Origin of the sequence: Haloferax sp. Atlit-10N (assembly GCF_003586325.1) — an archaeon.
Lineage (GTDB): Archaea > Halobacteriota > Halobacteria > Halobacteriales > Haloferacaceae > Haloferax > Haloferax prahovense.
The window spans coordinates 71,879-94,464 of the sequence record NZ_PSYX01000004.1 but is presented as its reverse complement, the minus strand read 5'-3'; the positions used below and the strand labels follow the sequence as shown (position 1 = coordinate 94,464).

The 22,586-nt window shown below is 68.6% G+C and carries 28 protein-coding genes; 17 read left to right on the top strand and 11 right to left on the bottom strand.

All coding sequences use genetic code 11. The features are described from left to right. The first annotated feature begins 51 nt into the window (after nt 1-51). The 4 genes from C5B91_RS13610 (at nt 52) to C5B91_RS13595 (ending at nt 2,738) form a co-directional block, all read left to right on the top strand. On the top strand, nt 52-1,077 hold the full coding sequence (locus tag C5B91_RS13610) for an AAA family ATPase (protein ID WP_049967944.1): 1,026 nt from the start codon (nt 52-54) through the stop codon (nt 1,075-1,077). Further along, nucleotides 1,077-1,685: a protein sorting system archaetidylserine decarboxylase gene (locus tag C5B91_RS13605; RefSeq protein ID WP_115819850.1), complete on the top strand. Its 609-nt coding sequence runs from the start codon at nt 1,077-1,079 to the stop codon at nt 1,683-1,685. Before C5B91_RS13610 ends, C5B91_RS13605 begins: the two co-directional genes overlap by 1 nt. A 61-nt stretch (nt 1,686-1,746) precedes the next feature. Continuing rightward, entirely contained in the window at nt 1,747-2,169 is a 423-nt protein-coding gene (locus tag C5B91_RS13600; protein WP_115819849.1) for a hypothetical protein, read from the top strand. Nucleotides 2,170-2,279: 110 nt separating this feature from the next. Next, nucleotides 2,280-2,738 (top strand): hypothetical protein, encoded by a 459-nt coding sequence (locus tag C5B91_RS13595; protein ID WP_115819848.1) that lies wholly within the window; start codon nt 2,280-2,282, stop codon nt 2,736-2,738. Between the two features lie 18 nt (nt 2,739-2,756). On the opposite strand, the gene C5B91_RS13590 is transcribed toward C5B91_RS13595, so the two are convergent. Together C5B91_RS13590 and C5B91_RS13585 are read right to left on the bottom strand one after the other, a co-directional pair. Next, nucleotides 2,757-2,966, bottom strand: coding sequence for a hypothetical protein (locus C5B91_RS13590; protein ID WP_049967945.1), 210 nt, complete (start codon nt 2,964-2,966; stop codon nt 2,757-2,759). A gap of 122 nt (nt 2,967-3,088) precedes the next feature. Then, nucleotides 3,089-4,045, bottom strand: coding sequence for a methyltransferase domain-containing protein (locus C5B91_RS13585; protein ID WP_115819847.1), 957 nt, complete (start codon nt 4,043-4,045; stop codon nt 3,089-3,091). Between the two features lie 158 nt (nt 4,046-4,203). On the opposite strand from C5B91_RS13585, the gene C5B91_RS13580 reads away from it, so the two are divergent. The 4 genes from C5B91_RS13580 to C5B91_RS13565 all read left to right on the top strand — a co-directional run bounded on the left by C5B91_RS13580 (nt 4,204) and on the right by C5B91_RS13565 (nt 6,593). Further along, nucleotides 4,204-4,515 (top strand): DUF5658 family protein, encoded by a 312-nt coding sequence (locus C5B91_RS13580; protein WP_008091202.1) that lies wholly within the window; start codon nt 4,204-4,206, stop codon nt 4,513-4,515. Nucleotides 4,516-4,573: 58 nt separating this feature from the next. Continuing rightward, nucleotides 4,574-5,143 (top strand): TATA-box-binding protein, encoded by a 570-nt coding sequence (locus C5B91_RS13575; RefSeq protein ID WP_049967947.1) that lies wholly within the window; start codon nt 4,574-4,576, stop codon nt 5,141-5,143. A gap of 82 nt (nt 5,144-5,225) precedes the next feature. Continuing rightward, nucleotides 5,226-5,603 (top strand): hypothetical protein, encoded by a 378-nt coding sequence (locus tag C5B91_RS13570; RefSeq protein WP_004973890.1) that lies wholly within the window; start codon nt 5,226-5,228, stop codon nt 5,601-5,603. A gap of 21 nt (nt 5,604-5,624) precedes the next feature. After that, nucleotides 5,625-6,593: a CPBP family intramembrane glutamic endopeptidase gene (locus C5B91_RS13565; protein ID WP_049913339.1), complete on the top strand. Its 969-nt coding sequence runs from the start codon at nt 5,625-5,627 to the stop codon at nt 6,591-6,593. 21 nt (nt 6,594-6,614) lie between these two features. Here C5B91_RS13565 and hisG read toward each other — a convergent pair whose 3' ends face one another. Next, nucleotides 6,615-7,460 (bottom strand): ATP phosphoribosyltransferase, encoded by an 846-nt coding sequence (hisG, locus tag C5B91_RS13560; protein WP_004045274.1) that lies wholly within the window; start codon nt 7,458-7,460, stop codon nt 6,615-6,617. A 77-nt stretch (nt 7,461-7,537) separates the two neighbouring features. Here hisG and C5B91_RS13555 point away from each other — a divergent pair, with 77 nt between their 5' ends. Continuing rightward, complete coding sequence (locus tag C5B91_RS13555; protein ID WP_008091209.1) at nt 7,538-8,638, top strand: hypothetical protein; 1,101 nt, start codon at nt 7,538-7,540, stop codon at nt 8,636-8,638. A gap of 24 nt (nt 8,639-8,662) precedes the next feature. Here C5B91_RS13555 and C5B91_RS13550 read toward each other — a convergent pair whose 3' ends face one another. After that, a complete protein-coding gene (locus tag C5B91_RS13550) occupies nt 8,663-9,175 on the bottom strand; it encodes a winged helix-turn-helix transcriptional regulator (RefSeq protein WP_004045277.1) in 513 nt (170 codons plus the stop codon). Next, entirely contained in the window at nt 9,172-9,519 is a 348-nt protein-coding gene (locus C5B91_RS13545) for a hypothetical protein (RefSeq protein ID WP_008091217.1), read from the bottom strand. Before C5B91_RS13545 ends, C5B91_RS13550 begins: the two co-directional genes overlap by 4 nt. Nucleotides 9,520-9,682: 163 nt before the next feature. On the opposite strand from C5B91_RS13545, the gene C5B91_RS13540 reads away from it, so the two are divergent. Beyond that, nucleotides 9,683-10,969 (top strand): amidohydrolase, encoded by a 1,287-nt coding sequence (locus tag C5B91_RS13540; RefSeq protein WP_115819846.1) that lies wholly within the window; start codon nt 9,683-9,685, stop codon nt 10,967-10,969. Nucleotides 10,970-11,012: 43 nt separating this feature from the next. Here the strand turns inward: C5B91_RS13540 and C5B91_RS13535 are convergent, their stop codons facing one another. After that, a complete protein-coding gene (locus C5B91_RS13535) occupies nt 11,013-11,324 on the bottom strand; it encodes a helix-turn-helix transcriptional regulator (RefSeq protein WP_004973886.1) in 312 nt (103 codons plus the stop codon). 98 nt (nt 11,325-11,422) lie between these two features. Between C5B91_RS13535 and C5B91_RS13530 the strand changes: the two genes are divergently transcribed. Further along, the gene (locus tag C5B91_RS13530) at nt 11,423-12,709 is read left to right on the top strand and encodes an adenosylhomocysteinase (protein WP_008091222.1); all 1,287 of its coding nucleotides are present in this window, start codon (nt 11,423-11,425) and stop codon (nt 12,707-12,709) included. A 40-nt stretch (nt 12,710-12,749) separates the two neighbouring features. Here C5B91_RS13530 and C5B91_RS13525 read toward each other — a convergent pair whose 3' ends face one another. Together C5B91_RS13525 and C5B91_RS13520 are read right to left on the bottom strand one after the other, a co-directional pair. Continuing rightward, entirely contained in the window at nt 12,750-13,439 is a 690-nt protein-coding gene (locus C5B91_RS13525) for a hypothetical protein (RefSeq protein ID WP_115819845.1), read from the bottom strand. Between the two features lie 60 nt (nt 13,440-13,499). Then, nucleotides 13,500-13,832 carry a multidrug efflux SMR transporter gene (locus C5B91_RS13520; RefSeq protein ID WP_008091226.1) on the bottom strand — a complete coding sequence of 111 codons (333 nt, stop codon included), beginning with the start codon at nt 13,830-13,832 and terminating at the stop codon, nt 13,500-13,502. A 121-nt stretch (nt 13,833-13,953) separates the two neighbouring features. Here C5B91_RS13520 and C5B91_RS13515 point away from each other — a divergent pair, with 121 nt between their 5' ends. Continuing rightward, on the top strand, nt 13,954-14,742 hold the full coding sequence (locus tag C5B91_RS13515; protein WP_115819844.1) for a TrmB family transcriptional regulator: 789 nt from the start codon (nt 13,954-13,956) through the stop codon (nt 14,740-14,742). Nucleotides 14,743-14,813: 71 nt separating this feature from the next. Beyond that, complete coding sequence (hjc, locus tag C5B91_RS13510) at nt 14,814-15,236, top strand: Holliday junction resolvase Hjc (protein ID WP_004973874.1); 423 nt, start codon at nt 14,814-14,816, stop codon at nt 15,234-15,236. A 36-nt stretch (nt 15,237-15,272) separates the two neighbouring features. Here hjc and C5B91_RS13505 read toward each other — a convergent pair whose 3' ends face one another. Next, complete coding sequence (locus tag C5B91_RS13505) at nt 15,273-15,920, bottom strand: SWIM zinc finger family protein (protein ID WP_115819910.1); 648 nt, start codon at nt 15,918-15,920, stop codon at nt 15,273-15,275. 219 nt (nt 15,921-16,139) lie between these two features. On the opposite strand from C5B91_RS13505, the gene C5B91_RS13500 reads away from it, so the two are divergent. Further along, a complete protein-coding gene (locus tag C5B91_RS13500; protein WP_004973872.1) occupies nt 16,140-16,343 on the top strand; it encodes a hypothetical protein in 204 nt (67 codons plus the stop codon). Between the two features lie 99 nt (nt 16,344-16,442). Here C5B91_RS13500 and C5B91_RS13495 read toward each other — a convergent pair whose 3' ends face one another. Next, on the bottom strand, nt 16,443-17,543 hold the full coding sequence (locus C5B91_RS13495) for a DNA primase (protein WP_115819909.1): 1,101 nt from the start codon (nt 17,541-17,543) through the stop codon (nt 16,443-16,445). 150 nt (nt 17,544-17,693) lie between these two features. Here C5B91_RS13495 and C5B91_RS13490 point away from each other — a divergent pair, with 150 nt between their 5' ends. The 3 genes from C5B91_RS13490 to C5B91_RS13480 all read left to right on the top strand — a co-directional run bounded on the left by C5B91_RS13490 (nt 17,694) and on the right by C5B91_RS13480 (nt 21,602). Then, nucleotides 17,694-18,287 (top strand): hypothetical protein, encoded by a 594-nt coding sequence (locus C5B91_RS13490; protein WP_004973869.1) that lies wholly within the window; start codon nt 17,694-17,696, stop codon nt 18,285-18,287. A gap of 95 nt (nt 18,288-18,382) precedes the next feature. Further along, a complete protein-coding gene (locus tag C5B91_RS13485; protein WP_008091233.1) occupies nt 18,383-19,741 on the top strand; it encodes an MFS transporter in 1,359 nt (452 codons plus the stop codon). 94 nt (nt 19,742-19,835) lie between these two features. After that, a complete protein-coding gene (locus tag C5B91_RS13480; protein WP_008091234.1) occupies nt 19,836-21,602 on the top strand; it encodes a histidine kinase N-terminal 7TM domain-containing protein in 1,767 nt (588 codons plus the stop codon). Nucleotides 21,603-21,668: 66 nt separating this feature from the next. Here C5B91_RS13480 and C5B91_RS13475 read toward each other — a convergent pair whose 3' ends face one another. Beyond that, nucleotides 21,669-22,412, bottom strand: coding sequence for a DNA polymerase sliding clamp (locus tag C5B91_RS13475; RefSeq protein ID WP_008091235.1), 744 nt, complete (start codon nt 22,410-22,412; stop codon nt 21,669-21,671). Nucleotides 22,413-22,586: the final 174 nt, after the last annotated feature.

Genomic DNA, 22,586 nt, shown 5'->3' with positions numbered 1-22,586 from the left:
CGACGGCCCGGACCGACCGATTCTTACCCGACCGTCTGCTACCGGAGTCCAATGGACGCGCCGCTGTGGACCGAGACGCACGCGCCGGGGCTCGAAGACCTCCCACAGCCGGAGGTCCGCGAACGCCTCCGACGCGCCGTGGACGAACCGATGAACCTCGTCGTACAGGGCCCGCCGGGCGTCGGCAAGACCGCCGCCGTCCGCGCGCTGGCTCGCGAGGCGCATTCGGACCCCGAAAACGACCTCATCGAACTCAACGTCGCGGACTTCTTCAATCGGACGAAAAAGCAGATTCGCGCCGACCCGCGGTTCGAGCAGTTCCTTGACGGCCGCAGTCGCATGGCGAAACGCGACATGATAAACCGCGTGCTCAAGGAGTCCGCCAGCTACGCCCCGATGTCCGGCGAGTACAAGACCATCGTCCTCGACAACGCCGAATCCATCCGCGAGGACTTCCAGCAGGCGCTCCGCCGCGTGATGGAACAGCACCACCGGACCACGCAGTTCGTCATCACCACCCGCCAGCCCTCGAAGCTCATCCCGCCGATTCGCTCTCGGTGTTTCCCGGTTCCCATGCCCGCGCCGGACGACGACACCCTCGAAGCCCTCCTCGCGGACATCCTCGACGCGGAGGGCGTCGACTACGACGACGGCGGCCTCCAGTTCCTCGTGGACGCGTCCAACGGAAACATCCGAAAAGCCATCCTCTCGGCCCAGCGGACGGCCACCGAGGCCGACGAGGTCACCATGTCCACGGTCCACGCCGCCCTCGGCGACGTGGGCTTCGACGACGAACTGAAGACGCTCCTCATCAACGCCCGGGAGGGGGACATCAAAGACGCCCGCAAGACCCTCACGACGCTCCTCGACGACGAGGGCTACGAGGGACAGGAGCTCCTGGCTGACATCCTCCGCGTCGCCGACTCGACCCCCGAGCGCTTCGCCGACGGCGAACTCGCCCGCCTGCACGAACTCGCGGGGCAGGTCGACCTCGACATCTCGACGGGCATCGACGACCGACTGCACATCACCCACCTCCTCACGAGTTGGGGCGCGGACGTCCGCGGCGAGGCATAATGAAGTTCGCACCGGGCTACCGACGGTTCGCGCTCCCCGCCTTCGTCGGCGCGGCGCTCGCGTCGTTCGTCTTCCCGCCGCTCGGGGCCGTTCTCCTCGCCGTGGGAGCGTTCGTCCTCTGGTTCTTCCGTGACCCCGAACGCTCGCCGCCCGACGAACCGGGCGTCGTCTCTCCCGCCGACGGGCACGTCTCCGTGATTCGCGTCGAGGACGGCCGCGTCCGCGTGGGCGTATTCATGAACGTCACCGACGTGCACGTCAACCGCGCGCCCGTCTCCGGCGCGGTCCGAACCGTCACCCACCGCCCCGGCGCGCACAAGCCGGCGTTCTCGAAGGACTCCGACCGAAACGAGCGCGTCGACATCGAGGTTGCGGACGAACGTGATGGCGAGTACGAGGTGTCTCTCATCGCCGGGGCGTTCGCCCGGCGGATTCACTCGTACGTCGCACCCGGCGACGAACTCGTCCGCGGGCAGAAACTCGGCCACATCGACTTCGGCTCCCGGGCGGACGTGCTGTTACCCCCGGAATACGGCTCCGAGGACGTTGTCGTCGAGAAGGGCGAGTCGGTGCGGGCGGGCGAGACGGTACTGGCGCGGCGGGAGTGATGCACCGACTTCCCCCGCCTGAATGACAAGAAATTAACACGCAGACGGTGTTGCGGGCGGCATGTCCTCCACAGTCCACGAACCGTCCCAACCCTCCGCACGGACGCCGTCGCCGTGGTGGTACGGCGTCGCCCTGTTCCCGATTTCGGTCCTGCTTGGCGCACTCATGTTCCTGGCTACCTGGGGATTCGTGCCTCTCGGCCGACTCGGGTCCGAAGCGATGATGCTCAGTTTCTTCGCTATCGTAGTTATCGTGGACCTCATCGGCGTTCTCGTCGGTCTCTTGGTCACGATTTCGCTCGGTATCGACCTGCACGCAGTACGGGGGTCGGGTGTGTCGTGGCGACCGAGTTGGCTCTGGGTCGGCGCGGGACTGATCCACTTCGTCGGGGGCGTGTTCTCGCCCCTGTTCGTCGTCTCGGTGCCGCTTCTGTCGTACTACTTGTATCGACGGGGCAAGCGCACCGGGTCGCCGAGTTTCTGAGTCCGCGTTCCCGCACCTCGACGCCGACGGAATCGGACGCGCCGGTCTCATCGGGCAGACCGGACCGCACCCCACACAAGACACTTAACACAACAACTATTTGACAATCTATGCAGCGCAGAGGTGTCCTCGCGTCTCTCGGCTCGCTCGCCCTCCTCTCCGGGTGTCTCGGTGGCTCAGACGAGTCCTCGTCTGAAACGAAGACCGAGACGAAGACTGCAACGACGACCACCGCCAACCCGGAGACGACCGAGTCCGGGCAGGCCGCGACCACCACGGACGAGTGCGGGTGGCCGCAGTTCTGCGAAGGGTCGGAACTCGTTCGCGTGCGGGTCAGCGGCGGCTTCTCCGGCGAGGTCGTGTTGAAGCCCGCGTGCCGCGAGGACGACGTGGAACTCTCGCCGGGCGAGACGGAGACGCTCACCCGACAGACCGACGCCGAGACCTGCGACGTGACACTCCTCGTCGACGGCGAGGTGGCGTACGACGAACGAATTCAGGACTACGAGTTCGTGATGTTGCGTGTCGGCTCGGACGGCGACCTCACGCTCCAGAAGGAAGAGCTGTAGCGGCCTCGGTCGCCTCGACTACCGGAGCGTCTCGACGGCGAGCATCGCGACCGACACGACGAGCGAGAGGACCGCCACCACGAGACCGAACAGGTAGGACGGGTTCGACACGTCCGGGTTCGACAGGAGCGACACCAGCAGGAACGACGACCCCATCGCGACGATAGCCATCGCTCGCGGGTCGGGGTCGTACGCCTCGGCGAGGGTTTCTCGAACCGTGCGCGACATGCCTTCGCTTCGACGCGCCGGACGATAGTCCTGTCGCGCGATTGAATAGTGGGTCGTCGACCGCGACTACGACCGCGGTTGTGGCCGCGACCTGCGACCACCGGCACCGCCGTCGATTCCGACTACCGATGGAGCAGATGCACGTACCGCACCAGCGACCGGTGAACTCGCCGTTCGAACACCCGTTCGACCTCCCAGCCGGCGTCTTCCGCTTCCTCGGTCCACGACCGGTCGGCGACCATCACGCACTCGGGGGCGACCCGGCGGACCTCCGCCAGCGCCCCGCCGACGAGGTCCGAAAGCGAGTGGCGCGCGATTTTCGACTGCCGGCCGTAGGGGGCGTCGAACACCGCGCCGTCCATCGAGTCGTCGCGGAGGGGGAGCGCGGTGGCGTCGCCGCGGACCACGTCGCCGTCGCCGACGTAGTGGCGCAGGTTCTCACGCGCGCCGCCGACCATCTTCGCTTGGGCGTCGACGCCGACCACGTCGGCGCCGACGAGGCCCGCTTCGAGGAGGACGCCGCCGGTGCCGCACATCGGGTCCAGAATCCGGGCGTCGGGCTCCGCGCCGGCCATGTTGACGAAGGCGCGGGCGTCCACGGGGGCCATGCTCCCCGGCTGGAAGAACGGTCGGTCGGTCGGTTTCCGGTCGGCGAAGTCGCGGACGGTCTCGACGGCGGTCCAGCCGACGAGACAGGTGTCCTCGGAGAAGTAGACCCGAAGCACGTGGTCGGGGTCGTCCAAATCGACGCCGAAGCCGCGGTCGACGAGCGCCGACCCGAGTTCGCGCTCGGCGTCGGTCGTGCTGATGCCCGTGAGTCCTCGCACGTCGCGGGCGCGGACGGCGACGGTTCCTTCGCGGTCGATGTTCGCGGCCGCGACGACGGCGCGCGCGGCGTCGATGTCGGGGTCGCAGCGACCGACCAGTTCGACGACGCGCCGGGTGTAGGCGAGTCGCCTCGCGCGCTCCGGTTCGACGCCGCGGGCGGTGGCGAGGCCGGGGGCGACGACCGTCACGCCCGTCGCGGCCGACTCGGCCTCGCGGGCGGCGAAGGCGTCTTCCTCGCCGGCGAGTTCCAATCCGTACACGCTCGGACCTGACGGGCCGCGGAAATGAGGGTATCGGTCGTCGTCGCACCCGCGAGCGCGGTGACGCGCACTCCGACCGATGGCGACGCCGCCGAACGTGACAATCCGGCGACGGCGAGACTTATACTGGCCGCTCCGAATCCACCCGCATGGCCTCTCTCGACGCCATCCTCTGGGGTGCGGCGGCGCTCGCCTACGGCCTCGGCGACTACGTCACGACCGTCCTCGGTGTCAGGATGGCCGGCGTCCAGGAAGGAAATCCAGTCGTGCGACTCATCTCGGGCGGCGACCCCGGACCCGGCTCGTTCGCGGTGTTAAAACTCGTCTCCGTCGCCCTGTTCTTCGCCGCCTACTGGGTGCTCAGACCGGCCGTCGCACGGCTCGCAGTTCCCATTTCCTTGACACTTCTCGGTGCGGTCGTCACCGTTCGGAACGTCCGGATTATTCGTCGCCGCGCGTAAGCTGTCAATTCCTTGCACCAATCTTTTTAAACCTTAAATACGTGACTTAAATCGTTGTATGACCGACCCCAAGGACACAATCAACATCGAAAACGTCGTCGCCTCCACGGGAATCGGCCAAGAGCTCGACCTCCAGAGCGTGGCGATGGACCTCGAGGGCGCCGACTACGACCCCGAGCAGTTTCCGGGACTCGTCTACCGCACCCAAGATCCGAAGTCCGCGGCGCTCATCTTCCGGTCCGGAAAAATCGTCTGCACCGGCGCGAAGTCGACCGCCGACGTGCACGAGAGCCTCGAAATCGTCTTCGACAAGCTCCGCGAGCTTCAGATACCGGTCGACGACGATCCCGAAATCACCGTCCAGAACATCGTCACGAGCGCGGACCTCGGCGAGAACCTGAACCTCAACGCCATCGCCATCGGCCTCGGTCTCGAAAACATCGAGTACGAGCCCGAACAGTTCCCTGGACTCGTCTATCGCCTTGACGAACCGAGCGTCGTCGCGCTTCTCTTCGGGTCGGGCAAGCTCGTCATCACGGGTGGGAAGAAGCCGGAAGACGCCGAAGCAGCGGTCGACGTCATCATCTCGCGCCTCTCCGAACTCGGTCTCCTGAACGGGTCGTTCTAACCTCGTCGGGTCCTCCCGAGCGCGCCGCGTAACCGGGACCCGAATCGACCGAATCTAAGTCAGTCGCGTCCCTCGGACCGATATGGACGCGCTCACCTTGCAGACGGCCGCCGGTGCGCCGGTCACGGCCGTCGCCGGAACGTTCGCGCTGTTCGCGCTGTTCCTCTCTCTCACCGCCCACATCGCCGCGCGGAACGTCCTCGGCGACGTGGAACTCAAGAAGGCGTTCGCCGTCGGACCGGTTCCCGCGGCCATCGCCGTCGTCTTCACCACCTTCGGGTGGAACTCCTTCGTCGCGCTCGCGCTCGCAATCGGGCTCGACTTCGGCTTCGTCAAGTACCTCTACGGCCGGTCGAACCGCCTGTCGGCGTACGTGGTGACCATCCACTTCGTCGTCTCGGTGCTCCTCGGCCTCGTCCTGTTCGGTCTCACCGTCATCCTGACGAGCGCGCCCATCTGAGGTCGCGCTCGCCGTACTTTCTTGCCCGCGGCCGCTGAATCTCCCGTCGTGTCTCCCCGCCGTCTCCTCTGGAACGACATGGAACGCCGGCCGCGAGCCCCGTTTCGACTGCTCGCGACGCCCGTCGTCTTCGTCCTCGTCTCGCTCGTGGTCGCCCTCTCGCTCTCGGCCGCCCTCGGCGCTCTCGCCGAATCCAGTCGACTCGTCGCGCTCGTCGTCTCGCTCGTCTCTGTCGGGGCGAGCGGTCTCGCCGCCCTCGTCGTCGCGCGGTACGTCGACCGGCGGACCGTCACGGACCTCGGTCTCCGGTTCGACCGCGAGTGGGCGGTCGACCTCGCGTTCGGCCTCGCGCTCGGAACGGGGTTGATGACCGCCGTCTTCGTCGTCGGCGTCGCGGCGGACTGGATTGCGGTCTCCTCCGTCCCGCTCGGCGTCGACCGACTGCTCGGCGTCGGCTCGCTCCTCGCGTTCTTCGTCGTCGTCGGCATCGCCGAGGAACTCCTGCTTCGGGGCGTCGTCCTCACCGATGTCGCCGAGGGCCTCCGCTGGCGATTCGGCCCGGACGCGGCGGTCGCCGGCGGCCTCGCGGTCTCGTCGGCGGTGTTCGGCGTCGCTCACTACACGAACCCGAACGCGGGGTTCGCCAGCACGACCAGCATCACCCTCGCGGGCGTCATGCTCGGCCTCGGCTACGCGCTCACCGGCGACCTCGCCATCCCGACGGGCATCCACATCTCGTGGAACTTCGTCCAGGGCGGCGTCTTCGGCTTCGCGGTCAGCGGCCTCGACTTCGGCACGTCGCTCGTCGAGACGACGGAACGGGGTCCCGACGTGATTACCGGCGGCGCGTTCGGCCCAGAGGCCGGCCTGCTCGGCGTCGGCGCGATACTGCTCGGCGCGGTCTGTATCGCGGCCTACGTCCGGGCGCGCCGCGGCGAACTCGGGTTCGAGCCGTCGGTCACGGTGCCGGACCTGCGCTGGAAGGAATAACGGGCGCGACGGGCGCGTCGATTACTCGACTAACCGCTCGATTTCGGTGACGAGGATGCCGCTCGCGCCGACGTTCTTCAGGTCGCTGACGACCTCGAACACGTCGCGTTCGTTCACGACGGCGTGGACGGCGACCGTCGAGTCGCCGGCGACGTCCATCACGGTCGGGCCGCCGAGGCCGGGGATGACCTCCTTCACCTCGTCGAGTTTCTCGCGCGGCGCGTTCATCATCAGATAGCGCTTGCCCTCCGCGGAGCGGACGGATTCGAGCGCCATGAGCAACTGCTGGACCTTCGGGTCGTCGACCACGTCGGGGCGGGCGAACAGCCGGACCGACGACGACAGCACCTCGTCGATGACTGCGAGGCGGTTCACCCGGAGGGTCGTCCCGGTCGAGGTGATATCGATGATGGCGTCGGCCATCTCGACGTGCGGCGTCAGTTCGGTCGCGCCCGTGACCTCGACGACCTCGGCGTCGATGCCCTCCTCCTCGAAGTAGGTCCGCGCGATGTGCGGGAACTCGGTGGCGACGACCTTGCCCGACACGTCCGCGACGGTCTCGATGTCGCCGTCCTCGGGCGCGGCGAGGACGAGCCGACACTTCCCGTACTCCAAATCGAGCAGGTCTTCGAGTTCGTGGCCCGACTCGCGGACCTGGTCGAGTCCCGTGATGCCGACCTCGGCGGCCCCGTCGCGGACGTACTCGGGGATGTCGGCGGCGCGGGCGAACAGCACGGTCACGTCGGGGTCGACGGTCCCGGCGTAGAGTTTGCGCTCGGCACCGTTGTCGAGGTGCAGCCCCGCACGCTCCAGAAGTTCTATCGTCGGTTCGTGCAGGCGGCCCTTGTTGGGCACGGCGATTCGCATACCTCTCCGTCACGTCCCGGAGGTAATTGACTTTCGCAAGCCGGAACGGTTTTTGACACGTCTACGAAGTGTCACCTATGGCTCCCGTCTCCTTCGCCGGCGCGCTCGTCGGCGTCTCCCTCCTCGGTGCCGGCTGGTCGCGCCTCAGCGCCGGCCGCCTCGAACGCCGAGACGCGTCTGTCCAGCGGTTCAGACAGCGAGTGCGAAGCAACTGGCTCTACGCCGCCGTCCTGTTCGTCGGCGTCGTCTGGTGGACGAACGCGGACCGGGCGGTCCTCACCGCCGCCGGTCTCCCGGCCGACTGGCCGTGGACGGTTCTCGGCTGGGCGCTCATCGCCGTCGGTGCCGCAGTCGTGGCGACCGTCTCGTACTTGGGCGCGTTTCCCGTGGCGAGGCGCGTGCGGGGCGTCGATATGGGCGCGGGGACGGCCGCCGCGAAGATGTTCCGCTATCACCTCGTCATCGCGGCGCTCGTCTTCTGCGTGGTGACCGTTGTTCAGGCCGAACTTCGGTACGCGGAGACTAACGGCATACTCACGCTTTTCGCCCTCGGAACGGCCGCATACGTCTTTTCGACACCGCTCGTCGGCGTCTCGCAGACGACGACGGTTCCCGACGACACGACGCGCGAGCGACTCGACCGCCTGTGCGACCGCGCCGGTCTCTCGGTCGCTCGGATTCGACTCCTCGACGGCGGCGGTCACCGCTCGGACCACCTCACCCGCGGGCCGGTCGGTCGGCGGACGCTCTTTCTCACCGACTCGCTTCTCGACCGCTACGACGACGAGACGGTCGCGGCGCTCTTGGCGCTCGATGCCGCGCGTCTCGGCCGGTTCGTCTACGAACTCCGACTGTTCACCGTGACTGCGGTCGCCGGACTCGTCGTCTGGGGTGTCGGTCGGTCGCCGTTCGGGTTCGCCCTGTCGTTCTTGGCCTTCGCCGGTGTCGGCGTGATACTACTCGTGACCGGCGAGTACGCGAGCAAACGGCTCATCTACCGGGCTGACGAGGCGGCGGCAGAACGGGTCGGCCGCGCGGTCGTCGCCGACGCGCTCGACGCGACCGCGGACGAGGTTGACACCGGCCGCGCGGGGTCGCGCCTCTCGTTCGAGCCGTCGCTGGCGTCGCGCATCGAGCGACTCCGAGACGGCTCCGGCGCGGGCGAGGCGGGGGCGTAGAGACGCCGCTCCGCGGACCCGAAGTTATCCTTCGACGAGGTGGTCGAGCAGGCGGTCGAACCGGTCGACGAACCGCTCGGGGAGCGACGGCGACACGTCGTCTAAGAGCCGGGTCGTCCGCTCGGGGTGGGTGAGGACGAGCGTCACGCGGTTGTGTAGGTCGCGTTCCTTGCGGACTACGTCGCGCTCGACGAGGTGGTCGAGGTGCCACTCCAGCGTGCTGCGCGCGACGCCGATGTCGTCGGCCACGTCGTCGGGGCGGGCGTCGCCGTGTTCGAGGAGGTGGCCGAGGATGTCTCGGGCGGTCTCCCGGCGGACGAGCGCGAGCGCGCCGCGCTCCCACGCGTCGAACTCCGGCGGGAAGTAGTGCGTCCGCCCGTAGAACTCGGAGCGTCGAACCGTCTCGTCGGAGAGCAGTCTGCGGACGTGGTGTTGTACCTGGCCGGGAGCGAGGTCGAGCGCGCGAACGAGCTCGTTGAAGTGGACTCCCGGATTGTGCTTGATGTGGTCGGCGACGCGGGTTCGTGTCTCACTCATGGGTCGTTGACCCCCGCCTCGCGCTCGATGCTCCGGGCGTAGTAGATGGCCGCGAGGACGAGTCCGGCCATCACGAGGTCCAAGAGGTGTTCGACCACGTGGTGGTCGAACTCGGAGAGGACGCCGCCGAGCGTCAGCGCCGCGACGGCCGCCCGCGACGCAAACGCCAAGAGCGCCAGCGCGACGAGCAGGTGCGACCGCGTCCGTCGCCGGAGGAAGACGGCGACGCCGAGCGCAGCCAGCGTCACCGACGAGACTCCCGCGAGGACGACGACCGCGGTCATCCACGGACTGCCCGCTTGGACGTGCCCCGGAACGAGCGCGAGGTTCCACGGGGGCTCCATATCCCCTCATACTGGGGGTCCGAACCTAAGGGGGCGTGCTCGTTCTCGATTTTCGGGAATCGGACTACCGCCGGTATTCGGCCCGCTCAGCGGCGAAACCGACGGTCGCCTCTCGCGGCCGCGAGACGGTGGATTCACCACCCCGCCGGCCCGAACGAGCGACATGAACACGCTCCGAATCGCGGGCGGACAGGTGCTCCGCCCCGACGCGACGGTCGAGGACGCGGACGTACTCGTGGACCGAGACGAGGGGACTATCCTCGACATCGGCGCGGACCTCGACGCCGACGAGACGCTCGACGCCGAGGGCTGTCTCGTCACGCCCGGTCTGGTGAATGCTCACTGTCACGTGGCGATGACGCTCCTGCGCGGCTACGCCGACGACAAGCCGCTCGACGCGTGGCTCCGCGAGGACATCTGGCCCGCCGAGGCCGCGCTCACGCCCGAGGACGTGCGCGTCGGCGCGGAACTCGGCCTCGTGGAGATGATTAAGTCGGGGACCACCGCGTTCGCGGACATGTACTTCCACGTCCCCGAGGTCGCCGCCGCGGTCGACGAGGCCGGCCTCCGCGCCCGCCTCGGCCATGGCGTCGTCACGCTCGGGAAAGACGACGAGGACGCGCGGACCGACATCGACGAGAGCCTCGACGTGGCCCGCGAGTTCGACGGCGCGGCCGACGGCCGGATTCGGACCGCCGCGATGCCGCACTCGCTGACGACGGTCGCGGAGGACTACCTTCGCGAGTTCGTCGCCGACGCGCACGCCGAGGACATCCCGGTCCACTACCACGCCAACGAGACGACAGACGAGGTCGACCCCATCGTCGACGAGCGCGGCGAGCGCCCGCTGTCGTACGCGAAGGAACTCGGCATGCTCACCGCCGACGACTTCCTCGCCCACGGCGTCCACGTCGACGACGCGGAAATCGACCTCCTCGCCGACGCGGGCACCGGCGTCGTCCACTGCCCGGCGTCGAACATGAAACTTGCCTCCGGCATGGCTCCCGTCCAGAAACTGCTCGACGCGGGCGTCACGGTTGGTCTCGGAACCGACGGCGCGGCCTCGAACAACGACCTCGACATGTTCGACGAGATGCGCGACGCCGCGATGCTCGGGAAACTCGCCGCCGCCGACGCGAGCGCCGTCGCCGCCGGCGACGTGGTGCGGATGGCGACCGCCGGCTCGGCCGACGCCATCGACCTCCCCGGCGGCGCGCTCGAAGTCGGCGGCGCGGCCGACCTCGCCGTCGTCGACCTCGACGCACCGCACCTCACGCCCGCCAACGACCTCGTGAGTCACCTCGCGTACGCCGCCCGCGGCTCCGACGTTCGCCACACGGTCTGCGACGGCCGGGTGCTGATGCGGGACCGCGAGGTGCTGACGCTCGACGAGGACGCCGTGATGGCCCGTGCCAGCGAGGCGGTCGCGTCGCTCCGCGAGCGCGTCTGAATCGCCGCCGTCCGGTCCGCCGCCGCACCGCCCTCCGACCTCGCTACCCGGCCAACTCGATGCGCAGTCCGTCGTCGGTCACGCTGACCTCCATGCGCTCGAACGTCCGGTGGTACTGCGCGACGTGTCGGCCGTCGCTGTGGTCGACCATGATTGATTTCTCGAACAGCGACGCCTCGTGGAGCCGCTTGACCTCCCGGTAGGCGGTCGACAGCGGCACGTCGGCCCGACAGCTCAGCTCCTTGACCGTCAGCGGCTCGTCGGCGACGCGCAAGAGGTCGGGAACCGCGGGGGCGCTCATCAGGGCGAACAGCTCCTGCTCGGCGACCGTCTTGCCGTTATCTATGACGAGCATCGGCCCTCGGCGATACAATCTCCCCGTTGACACTTGTAGATTCGGGGGCGGCGACCGCCTTCGGTAGGGTTTTCGGACCCCTCTCCGAACCCACGGGTATGAGCGAACACTACGCTCCCGTCTCCGAGCACCTCGACGACGTCGAGGCCGCCCGGACCGAGGGACGACGCAAGATGGACTGGGCGCTCCAGCACATGCCCATCCTGCAGGAGCTCCGCGAGCAGTTCGAGTCGGAACAGCCGCTCGACGGCGAGGTCGTCGGCATGGCGATGCACGTCGAGGCGAAGACGGCGAACCTCGTCGAACTGCTGGCGCTCGGCGGCGCGGAAGTCGCCATCACCGGCTGCAATCCGCTTTCGACCCACGACGACGTGTCGGCGGCACTCGACGCCAACGACGACATCACCTCCTACGCCGTCCGCGGCGTCGACGAGGAGGGCTACTACGCGGCCATCGACGCCGTCATCGCCCACGAACCGACCGTCACGGTCGACGACGGCATGGACATGGTCTTCACCATCCACGAGGAGTACCCCGAACTCATCGAGACCATCGTCGGCGGGGCCGAAGAGACCACGACCGGCGTCCACCGACTCCGCGCGATGGACGAGGACGGCGAACTGAACTACCCCGTCTTCGCCGTCAACGACACGCCGATGAAGCGCCTGTTCGACAACGTCCACGGCACGGGCGAGTCGTCGCTGGCGACCATCGCCATGACGACGAACCTCTCGTACGCCGGCAAGAACGTCGTCGTCGGCGGCTACGGCTACTGCGGCAAGGGCGTCGCCAAGAAGGCGTCCGGCCAGAACGCGAACGTCATCGTCACCGAGGTCGACCCCCGCCGCGCGCTCGAAGCCCACATGGAGGGCTACGACGTGATGCCGATGGAGGAGGCCGCGAAGGTCGGCGACGTGTTCATCACGACCACCGGCAACCGCGACGTCATCACCCGCGAGGACTTCGAGAACATGAAAGACGGCGTCCTCCTCGCGAACGCCGGTCACTTCGACATCGAAATCGACCTCGACGCGCTGTCGGACCTCGCGGTCGACGAGTACGAGGCCCGCGACGGCGTCGACGCCTACGAACTCGAAGACGGCCGCCGGCTGAACGTCCTCGCCGAGGGCCGCCTCGTCAACCTCGCGTCGCCCATCGCGCTCGGTCACCCGGTCGAGGTCATGGACCAGTCGTTCGGCGTGCAGGCCGTCGTCGTCCGCGAACTCGTCGAGAACGGCGACGCCTACGACGCGGGTGTCCACGACGTGCCCGACGAACTGGACCGCGAAGTCGCCGAAATCAAGCTCGAAGCCGAGGGCATCGAGTTCGACTCGATGACCGACGAGCAGCGCGAGTACATGGGTAGCTGGGCCCACGGAACGTAATCCGACTCGCTCCCCCACACCCCGCGCGCTGACCGTTTTTCTACTGTTCTCGACCGCGCTCGGTCCACTCGCCGGCCCGCCAGACGCACGCGACGCCGCCTATCCACGCCGCGAGCCGCATCGCCTCGATAGCCGCGTCGGACGGCGTTTTCCACCCCCAGCCGGTCGGGACGCGTTCGCTTTCGACCGGCTCGACGACGTAGTACCGCCCCTCGGACTCGACGTAGTGCGTCTCCGTCTCGTACAGCTCCGACCCACTCACCGTGCTACTACCGTTTCGGACGGCGTCGCGGACGTACCGCGGCGACTCGTCGAGGTCCTCCGAGAGGTCGCGCTTGACCGTCTCGGTCGACACCGGGTGGAGCGAGAGCGTGAGCGTGCGCCCGTCGAGGGTCGCGTTCGGTTCGAAGTAGCGGCCGTCGGTCCGGACGTAGTCGAACGACCAGAACTCGGGATGGACGTCGCGGTCCGGGTCCAACTCGAGTTCGACCGGGTCGCCGCGGGCCATGTCGATGATGCTTGCGCACTCGGCCGACTGGAGGGGGTTCCACCCGCACGATTTGACCCGGTAGAACGCGTCTGCGGTGTGCGGGAGGTAGTCCACCGCCGACGCCTCGTAGGTGTACGTCTTCTCGGAGGAGACGCCGTCGGGATAGAGGTACAGCGGGTTCGCGAGGAGGGCGACCCCGAGAACGAGGAGGACGACGGCACGCCGGTTCTCGCGGTTCATACGGACAGTATCCGTCAGCCGATGGATAGCTCTGGTGGCGCGTCTCCTTCGACGCCGGCTTCAGTGCGCGGCCATCCCCGAGAGGACGTTGACGCAGTAGACGCCCGCGAGGATGAGAAGCAGGCCGACGACGCCAGTCAAGTCGACCGGTTCGTCGAACACGACGACGCCGATGGCCGCGACGCCGACGATGCCCAGCGCGGCCCACGTCCCGTACACCACGCCGATGGGGAGTTCTTCGAGCGTCAGCGAGACGAGGTAGAACGCGAGTCCGTAGCCGACCACCACGCCGAGGCTCGGGAGGGGCTTGGAAAAGCCCGCGGACAGTTTGAGCGCGGTCGTTCCGACCAACTCCGACGCGATTGCGCCGGCGAGTAACGCGTACGGGTTCATGCCTGTTGGTCACGACACGACCCCGATGAGCGTTCTGCAATCGCCCACCACTTGCGCTCCGTTGCTCGCCGCCGAACGAGAAATATCAAACTACTAACGTGTGGGCGAGAGAGCCCCGCCCATGACCGAACTCGGGGAACTCGGCCTGTCGAACTACGAGGAGAAGGCGTACCGGACGCTCCTCGTCACGGGTGCCGCGACAGCCGCGACCGTCTCGGACGCGAGCGGCGTCCCGAACGGCCGGGTTTACGACGTGCTCAACGGGCTTCGGGCGCGCCGGTTGGTCCGAGCGCAGTCGACCCAGCCGACGCGATACGTCGCCGTCGACCCGGCCGCGGCGGTCGAGCGACTGCTGGCCGAGCGCGCCGCGGAACTGCGCGAGGAGTGGACGCGGTACCGCGACGTGGCCGACGCGGTCCGGTCGAACCTCCTGCCGACGCCGCCGGCCGACGGGAGCGTCTGGCTCGGCCGCCTCGGCGGCGACGAGATGCGGACGGCGATGCACGAGCACGTGCGGGCGGCGACCGAGTCCGTCTCGGCCGCGGTCGGCCCGCCGTACGAGCGGGCCTCGTGGGAGACGCTCCGCACGGAGTTCGACGCGTTCTTCGAGGGCGCTCGCGACGACCTCGACGTGTCGCTGCTCCTCAGCGACCCCGTGCTCAACTCGCTCCCCGACGAGTTTCGGGAACTCGTGGCGTCGAAGCCGCAGACGGTTCGAGTCCGGTGCCTGCCAAGCCTGCCGGTCTCGTTCGACGTCGTCGACGGGACGGTCGCGTCGGTCGACATTCCGCACCCACAGTCCGCCGCCGACCGCCTCGGCGTCGTCGTGGTGACGGACGCGGCAGTCGTCGACGAGTTCGCTCGCCAGTTCCGAGCGCTGTGGCCCGACGCCGTCCCGCTTTTCGAGTGACGCCGGCGTTCCGGTGGCGCTCTCGGACGACGTTCGCCCCATTTATCACCGCCCGCGGCCGACTCCCGACCATGTCTTCGAACAGAAAGGGAGACCGACGCGAGCGCGAACTCGTCAACCGTCTCGACGAGGCCGGGTTCGCGGTCATGCGCGCGCCCGCCTCCGGGAGCGCGACGACGCGCGAACTCCCCGACGTGCTCGCGGGCAACGGCGAGGTGTTCTACGCCATCGAGGCGAAGGCCTCCAGCGGTCGCCCTATCTACCTCGACGGCGAGGAGGTCGAAGCGCTCATCTACTTCTCGCAGAACTTCGGCGCGAAGGCCCGAATCGCCGTCCGATTCGATCGCGAGGACTGGTACTTCTTCCACCCCGGCGACCTCTACGTGACCGACGGCGGGAACTACCGCGTCAAAAAGGAGACGGCGCTGGCGGAGGGCGAGGACTTCGAGTCCTTTACCGGCGGGCCGACACAGACCAAACTCGGCGACGACTGAGGTCGCGCCCCGAGTCTCTTCACCCTCCGCGTTCGCTCACGTCCGAGCGAGTCGCTCGCCGAGCGTGCGAGCGCCGACGAACCCGCGCTCGACGCGACTGAGCCGCGAGGCGGGGAACCGATAGGCGTGCAGTCCGCCGAGGTCCGAGAGGCCGGCGTTCACCGGCAGCGAGTCGAGGTAGACGGCCTCGAAGGTCGGTTCGTGGTCGCCGTAGTCGCGGTTGCTCTCGAACGCGGCGACGAGTTTCCCCGTCTCGGTCGGCGTCTCGTCGGCTCGGGTGCCGAGCGCCCGCGTGACGACGAGGAGACCGCCGCTCTCGCGGTCGCGGACGAGGTCGCCGGCGCGGTGTTCGTGGTCGCGGCAGAGTTGGGGCCCCGTCGCGTCCACCGGGACGAACGTCTCGTCGCCGCAGACGGCGCAGGTGGCGCTCCGGCGCCCCGGCGGCGGGACCTCGCCACGGGTGATTTCGATGGCGACCCGGCGGAGGTGCTTACAGCGGGCGTGTCGGATGGCGTTGTCGGGGCAGGTGCAGGTGCGGGCTTCCACGTCGACGACGTAGGTGCCGCCGTCGGTCTCGACGACGTAGCGACCGTCGCGGAGCGGTCGGACGGCCATCGGTTCGACGCGGGCGCGGCGGGCGCGACCGGCCAGTCCGTCGGACGGGAGCGTGGTCTTGCGGCGCACCGGGCGGCGAGTCGACGCGGGTGTGTGTGCGATGTGCGTCATGGTGGTGCGGGATTCCGACCCTACCAGCGGCTGTTCGGGGTCAGTTTCCGTCACCTGTGTATGGGTTCTCGAACGACCTAAACCCTCGTTTCACGTGGAAAATCGGGCGCGTGAGTGGCTCTCGTCGGACATCCGCCCATCGAAGACCTTTTAGAACGGCCGCGGATACGTCGTCGCATGGCTATCGAAGCGGAGATGCGGCGGAAGATTGCCGTCTCCATCGTCGCGGTCGGGGTGTTCATCGCCCTCATCGTCGGCATCGGTGCGACCTACAACCAGAGTGGACTCATCTCCACCGGCGGGTTCGCACTCGTCGGCGCCATCACGGCGTTCGTGCTCGTGATGGCTGGTATCGGCGTCTGGCTGTCGCGTTCTTCCTAATCCTCTCGGTCGGTTTCGGCGACCCGGTCGTCGCCACGCCAGCGCTCGACGCGCAGCCGCGGCGCTCGTGGGTTGGGTACGTCGTCAGCACGGACTCCGTCAGTCGGCGGCTTCGTCCGCAGCGACCGCGTCCGCGTCGTTCGTCGCCGTCTCGAAGTACTTCATCGGGTGCTTGATGGTGTCACAGCGGTCGTCGCGGTTCACACAGAGGTCGTACGCCTGCATCGTCTCGCAGGTCGGTGGCGCGTACTGCGACCCGCTCGAGTCCGCGAGGACCGTCGCCCGCTTTTCGAGTTCCTCGGCGTTCGCGTCGCCGACGACGCCACCGACTTCCTCGGGTTCGAGGCCGACGCCGACGAGGAACGCCGCGAGCGCGAACGCCGCCTCGTTCGGGAGGTCCTCGCCGTCCTGCGCCCGCGCCAACAGCGCCCCGACGCAGGGCGGGAAGTGGTCCGGGTCGACCGAGTCGACGTAGACGACGTTGACCGCGCCGCGGTCCGAAAGCAGGTTCCGCAGGCGCTCGACGTGGGGTTTGAGCGCGTCGGCGAGTCGGTCGCCCGCGTCGCTGCCGCGGACGGCGAAGGGAAGCCCCTCTGCGACCCGGCGGCGGACCGCCTCGCGGAGCAGTTCCGAGAGCTCCTCGCGGGTGACGCGGACCGCGCCGTCGGCCAGCGAGCGGTTGACGAGCCGCCAGTCCGCGCCCCAGTCGGTGTCGGAGTAGGTGAGGTACGGTCCCACGTCGACCCAGTAGTGGTCGGGCGCGCGTCGGCTGTTCCGGTTCCGGTTCGACTCGGCCCGCACCGCGCCGTCGAGGTCGAACTCGCGGAGGAAGTCGTCGAGGCTCGCGCGGGCCTCGCCGTGGACGTCGTCGTCGCCGGCGTCGAAGTCGGCGAGCATGCGCTCGTAGGCCGTGTCGGCCTCGGCGCGGGCGTACTTGTCCACCGCCGCGGGCGTCTCGACGAGCGAGACGATGATGCGGGAGATGGGGTACGAAAGCAGTTCCGTCTGGGTGTCCCACCCGTAGGCCTCGTCGGGGTCGGGCTCGACGGTGCCCTCCATGAGGGCGCGTTCGACGCGCTCGACGCCACGCTCGACGGCCGGGGCGTCCTCGGCGACGAGCGTCGCGATGGCGACGTCGGCCGATTCGACCGCCTCTCTGGCCGCGGCGAAGAACGGGTATCGGGCGTGGAGCGGGCGCATCCGCATACCGCCACGTTCCGGGTGCCCACCGATAAACGCGACGGATTCGGTGGTGGCGGGCGCGGGCCGTGCAGTCGAGTCCCGTGGCGGGGTGTCGCCGGCGACGGCGCATCACACAACCTATTACCGACCACTTCCTCAGGCTCTCACGTGCCGCACTTCGACTACCCGTGTCCGGACTGCCGCGCCACCACCAGTCTCCACGACGCCGACTGCCGCTTCGAGGGGACCCCGTGGGTCGAAGTCGAGCGCGCCTACGTCGACATCGTCTCGGTCCTCGCTGGCGGCCCGTGCGACGAGGAGACGCTTCGCCGCGAAGCGCCGGGCGAGTGGGGGCCGCTCCAGCAGGCCGCGCTCCGACGACTCAAGCGCGACGAGCGGGTGTCGGAAGCGAACTCGGGCGTCCTCCGCCTTCTCACCGCCGAGGAGTTCAGAGAGGAGGTGTCCGAGCCGACCCGGGAACCGATGCGGACGCTCCACCAGTACGGGAGCGTCCCCGGCTGTCACGACAACGCCGTCTTCGCCATGATCGCGTGGTACGAGATGGTCGGCCTGTCGTGGCCCGAGACGCGCGAAAACGTCGTCAACTGGCTCCGCGACACCGGCGCGTGGGACCGCGGCGGCTTCGAGGAGGCGACGCCCGCCGAACTCGTCGAGAAGAAGCGCCACGTCTACGACGCGGGCTACGGCTGGAAGGAAAAGGCCGTCTCGGCCAAGCGCGTCATCGACAGATACCGTTCCTGAGCGCCGACCCAGTTCGCCCTTCGACACAACGTTCCCTTCGATTCTCCCGCTAACCCGGCGTAACCGTTAGGCGTTTCTCGCGCGTTTGTGGTGTCGTGAGTGCCCCCGAGTCCGCCGTCTCTTCCGACGCCGAGTTCCCCGAGGAGTCGCGGGGAACGCGACGCGCCCTCGCGGTCGTCATCGCCGTCGTCTTCATCGACCTTCTCGGGTTCGGCGTCGTCATTCCCATCCTCCCGTTCTACGTCCGAAGCTTCGGCGTCAGCGACGTGTACATCGGGTTCTTGGCGGCGTCGTACTCGCTCATGCAGTTCCTCTTCGCGCCCGTCCTCGGCCGCATCTCCGACCAGCGGGGCCGCCGGCCGGTCATCATGCTGTCGCTCGTCGGGAGCGTCCTCGCGTGGACGGTCTTCGGCGTCGCCGGCGAAATCGGCCTGCTGTTCGGCACGACGCTCGCGGTGGCGACGCTGTTCGCCTCGCGGATGCTCGCGGGGGCGATGGGCGGCAACATCGCCACCGCGCAGGCGTACATCGCCGACATCACGCCCCCGGCGCGGCGGGCCGGCGCGCTCGGCCTCGTCGGCGCGTCGTTCAGCCTCGGGTTCATCTTCGGGCCGGCTCTCGGCGGTCTGATGGCCTCCGAACCGGTCGTCACCACCGCCCGCGACCTGCTCCCGTCGTTCGTGCCCGCGACGCGGTTCTCGCTGCCGAGTTTCACCGCGGCGGCGTTGAGCCTCGTTAGCCTCGGCTTCGCGTTCGTCTTCCTGCGCGAACCCGAGCGCACCCGCGCGCCGGCCGGCACGCCCGCGACGACGCTCGTCTCGCAGTTCCGCACCGCCCTCGCCGACGACGACCTCCGGGGACTCGTCGTCTCCTTTTTCGTCGTCTCGGTCGCCTTCTCGGGGATTCAGGTCATGTTCATCCCCTTCGCGGCCGACGTGTACGGCTACGGCGAGACCGAGACGGCGCTGTTTCTGACCTACATCGGCCTGCTCGGCACGCTGAATCAAGGGGTCGTCGTCGGCCGACTCGCCCGGCGGTACTCGGAGGCGAAACTGGCGGTCGTCGGCGCGGTCGGACTCCTGATCTCGCTCGCGTTGCTCCCCTTTTCGCCCGACATCGGGGCGGTGCTCCCCGCGGTCGGCGGCCCGCCGTGGCTCACCCGCGAACTCGTGGCGCTCCTCCTCGTCGGGGCGCTCCTGTCGTTCGGCAACGGGATGTTGAACGTCTCGCTGTCGACGCTCGTCTCCACGTCGGCGTCGGCCGACCAGCAGGGCAACGCCTTCGGGGTCACGCAGGGCGCGGGAAGCCTCGGCCGGACGCTCGGCCCGCCGTCGATGGCGGCGCTGTACGTCCTCGCGTACTGGTCGCCGTTCGTCGTCGGGGCCGCGCTCATCGTGCCCGTGGTCTACGTCCTCGCGTCCGTCGCGCGCCGGCCGCGGGCGGAAGCGCCCTGAGTGCCTGAGTGTCGCGGCCGCGATACGGGGAAACCGCCGCTCGAATTTCGCCGCGGCCCGCAAGTGTTACGAGCGCCGAGTCTGAGGTTTATCCGTGCCTTCGGTCGCCGCCGTCTCGCCGCTGGTCGTCCTCTGCCTCGTCGCGGCGCTCGTCTCCGTCTCCATCGCGGCCGTCGCCTGGCGCGAGGGCACCGAACCCGGTTCGAAGTCGCTGTCGGTCCTCCTGTTTTCGGCGGCGCTCTGGGCCGGTTCCTACGGCGTCGCGCTCACGGTGTTCGACCCCGCGCTGCGGTTTTGGTTCCAACTCCCCATCGACGTCGCACAGGCCGTCATCGCGCCCGCGTGGTTCGCCTTCTCACTTTCGTACACCGGCCGCGGTGAACTCCTCTCGCGGCGGCTCATCGCCGGCCTCCTCGTGTTCCCGGCTATCACCGTCGTCGCGCTCGCGACGAATCCGAGTCACGGCCTGCTGTGGACGAACTACCACATCGACCCGGTGTTCGGCGCGGCCACGGTGCGGTTCGACCCGAACCTCTGGTACTACCTCCACGCGGTGTACGGCTACGTCATCATCGGCTCCGGGCTCGTCCTCATCATCGAGATGCTGGTCGAACGGCTCTCGCACTACCGCGAGCAGGCGGTCACCCTCGCCATCGGCTCGACCGCGCCGACGGTCGCCCACGTCGCCCACACCTTCGGCATCGGCCCGCTTCAGATGGTGAACTTCACGCCCATCGCCCTCGCGGTGACGGGCGCGACGTTCGGCCACGCGCTCTACCGGTTCCAGCTGTTCGGGCTCTCGCCGGCGACCGGTCGGCTCGGCCGTCGCGCCGCCATCGACGACGTGGCCGTCGGCATTCTCGTCCTCGACCGCGAGCACCGCGTGGTCGACGCCAACGAGACCGCCTCGTCGCTCCTCGACCTCGACCCGGCGTCGGCGTTCGACCCGCTGTCGTCGGTGCTTCCGGGCGTCGACCTCGACGAGGACCGACAGCTCGTGGACGTGACGGTCGACCGCCGCCGCCGGACCTACGAGGTGACGCTCTCGCCGGTGACGGACCAGCACGGCCGCCGGCTCGGCCGGACCGTCACCGTCTCCGACGTGACGGGGCGGGTCCGCCGCCGCCAGCGCCTCGAAGTCCTCAACCGCGTCCTCCGGCACAACCTCAGAAACGACATGACGGTCGTCATCGGCTACGCCGACATGCTCGCAGAGCGGCTCCCGGCGGACCAGCGCGACCCCACCGACACGATACGAGCGCGGTCGAACAAGCTCCTCTCGCTCGGCGAGAAAGCCCGGACCGTCGAGCGGGTCATGGCCGGCATCGACGGCGGCAGCCGCTTCGACGTCGCCGCGACGGTCCGAACCTGCGTCGCCGAGGTCCGCGCGGAGTTCGACGCCGGCTCGGTCGACGTGGACGCCCCCGAGTCGCTGCCGGTCTCCGGGAGCGAATCGGCGGCGAAGCTCCTCGTCCGCGAACTCGTCGAGAACGCGCTCGAACACGGCGGCGACGACCCGACCGTCTCCGTGTCGATCCGGGCCGCCGACGCCGACCTCGTCCTCGTCGTCGAAGACGACGGCCCGGGCGTCCCCGACTACGAGCGCTCCGTGGTCGAGACCGGCGGCGAGTCGCCGCTCCAACACGGCAGCGGCCTCGGTCTCTGGGCGGTCCGGTGGACGGTCGACGCGCTCGGCGGCGACCTCACTTTCGACGTTCGGGGCGGGCGAGACGAGACGGACGGCGGAGCCGGAGACGCGACCGACGAGTCAGCGGGCCGCGGCGACACCGGCACGACGGCGACGGTTCGACTGCCGTACTGGTGTCGTGACGAGGCGGACGACGCCGCCGCTGGCGGGTGAGAATCGACAGAAACGAGTGGGACGGCTCGGGTGGTCGGTGAACGACGCGGTGGCCGAAACGTCCGCTCAGTCGCTCTGGATGCGCGGGGCGAGCATGTACGTGATGGTGCCCATCCCTTCTGCAATCTGGTAGTGAAGCTTGACCGGGAACTCCTCGCCGAGTTCGACGGTGACCTCGGCGTCGGTCGGAATCGCCTTGTTCATGTCCTTCAGGTAGTCCAGCGAGAACAGTGAGTCGGCCGCGCCGGCCTCGATGCTGATGAGGTCCGCCGGGGGAAGCGACAGATCCACGTCGTCGGTGTCGCCTTCTGCCTCGATGTGGAACGTCTCTTCCGCGGCGTCGACGCGGAGGCGGATGTGGTCGGAGACCATGTCGGCCGCCTTGATACCGCGGTCGAGGTGCGTCCCTTCGAGGACGATGTCCGCGGCGAGGTCGAGGTCCGGGATGTCGGGTTCCTGGCGAATCGAGTCGGGGTCGATGAGCGCGAGCGTGTACGACAGCCCGTCGATGCGGATGTTGAGCTTGCGCGTCTCCTCGTCGAGCGTGAGGTGGATGAGGTCGCCCGAGCCCGCCATCCCGGCGACCTCTTCGAGGCGAGAGAGGTTGACGCCGATGACGCCGCCGTCGGCTTCGTAGGATTCGAACGCCGCCGCGTCGAGCGTGAGGTCCACCATGCCGACGTTCGCGGGGTCGACGGCGCGGATGGAGAGACTCTCCTCGTTGAGTCGAATCTTACACTCGTCGACGAGGACGCTCACGGAGTCGAGCGCGTCCCGGAGCGTCGCGGCGCTCACGATGGCCTTGAACATATGTGCCGTCGTACGACAGCGGTCTTAAAAATACTCCTGATTTGGACTCACCGCAATATGATGTTCGCACGCTCTCCCGCGTGCGCGCTCCCGCGAGTGCCCCATCGCTCCCGTCGACTCCCCATGTGTGTTGTTGTCACTGTTCGGCTATGCAGCTAATCGACCGATTTCTGG

Bases quoted from the DNA above. Each gene is read 5' to 3' on its own strand.
- C5B91_RS13545 (WP_008091217.1), bottom strand. From the start codon at position 9,519: ATGGAGCCCCCGTGGAACCTCGCGCTCGTTCCGGGGCACGTCCAAGCG.
- C5B91_RS13535 (WP_004973886.1), bottom strand. From the start codon at position 11,324: ATGCTCGTCATAGATAACGGCAAGACGGTCGCCGAGCAGGAGCTGTTC.
- C5B91_RS13600 (WP_115819849.1), top strand. From the start codon at position 1,747: ATGTCCTCCACAGTCCACGAACCGTCCCAACCCTCCGCACGGACGCCG.
- C5B91_RS13525 (WP_115819845.1), bottom strand. From the start codon at position 13,439: ATGAACCGCGAGAACCGGCGTGCCGTCGTCCTCCTCGTTCTCGGGGTC.
- C5B91_RS13520 (WP_008091226.1), bottom strand. From the start codon at position 13,832: ATGAACCCGTACGCGTTACTCGCCGGCGCAATCGCGTCGGAGTTGGTC.
- C5B91_RS13570 (WP_004973890.1), top strand. From the start codon at position 5,226: ATGGACGCGCTCACCTTGCAGACGGCCGCCGGTGCGCCGGTCACGGCC.
- C5B91_RS13500 (WP_004973872.1), top strand. From the start codon at position 16,140: ATGGCTATCGAAGCGGAGATGCGGCGGAAGATTGCCGTCTCCATCGTC.
- C5B91_RS13580 (WP_008091202.1), top strand. From the start codon at position 4,204: ATGGCCTCTCTCGACGCCATCCTCTGGGGTGCGGCGGCGCTCGCCTAC.
- C5B91_RS13540 (WP_115819846.1), top strand. From the start codon at position 9,683: ATGAACACGCTCCGAATCGCGGGCGGACAGGTGCTCCGCCCCGACGCG.
- hjc (WP_004973874.1), top strand. From the start codon at position 14,814: ATGTCTTCGAACAGAAAGGGAGACCGACGCGAGCGCGAACTCGTCAAC.
- C5B91_RS13475 (WP_008091235.1), bottom strand. From the start codon at position 22,412: ATGTTCAAGGCCATCGTGAGCGCCGCGACGCTCCGGGACGCGCTCGAC.
- C5B91_RS13610 (WP_049967944.1), top strand. From the start codon at position 52: ATGGACGCGCCGCTGTGGACCGAGACGCACGCGCCGGGGCTCGAAGAC.
- C5B91_RS13595 (WP_115819848.1), top strand. From the start codon at position 2,280: ATGCAGCGCAGAGGTGTCCTCGCGTCTCTCGGCTCGCTCGCCCTCCTC.
- C5B91_RS13575 (WP_049967947.1), top strand. From the start codon at position 4,574: ATGACCGACCCCAAGGACACAATCAACATCGAAAACGTCGTCGCCTCC.
- C5B91_RS13605 (WP_115819850.1), top strand. From the start codon at position 1,077: ATGAAGTTCGCACCGGGCTACCGACGGTTCGCGCTCCCCGCCTTCGTC.
- C5B91_RS13515 (WP_115819844.1), top strand. From the start codon at position 13,954: ATGACCGAACTCGGGGAACTCGGCCTGTCGAACTACGAGGAGAAGGCG.
- C5B91_RS13495 (WP_115819909.1), bottom strand. From the start codon at position 17,543: ATGCGCCCGCTCCACGCCCGATACCCGTTCTTCGCCGCGGCCAGAGAG.
- hisG (WP_004045274.1), bottom strand. From the start codon at position 7,460: ATGCGAATCGCCGTGCCCAACAAGGGCCGCCTGCACGAACCGACGATA.
- C5B91_RS13590 (WP_049967945.1), bottom strand. From the start codon at position 2,966: ATGTCGCGCACGGTTCGAGAAACCCTCGCCGAGGCGTACGACCCCGAC.
- C5B91_RS13550 (WP_004045277.1), bottom strand. From the start codon at position 9,175: ATGAGTGAGACACGAACCCGCGTCGCCGACCACATCAAGCACAATCCG.
- C5B91_RS13555 (WP_008091209.1), top strand. From the start codon at position 7,538: ATGGCTCCCGTCTCCTTCGCCGGCGCGCTCGTCGGCGTCTCCCTCCTC.
- C5B91_RS13530 (WP_008091222.1), top strand. From the start codon at position 11,423: ATGAGCGAACACTACGCTCCCGTCTCCGAGCACCTCGACGACGTCGAG.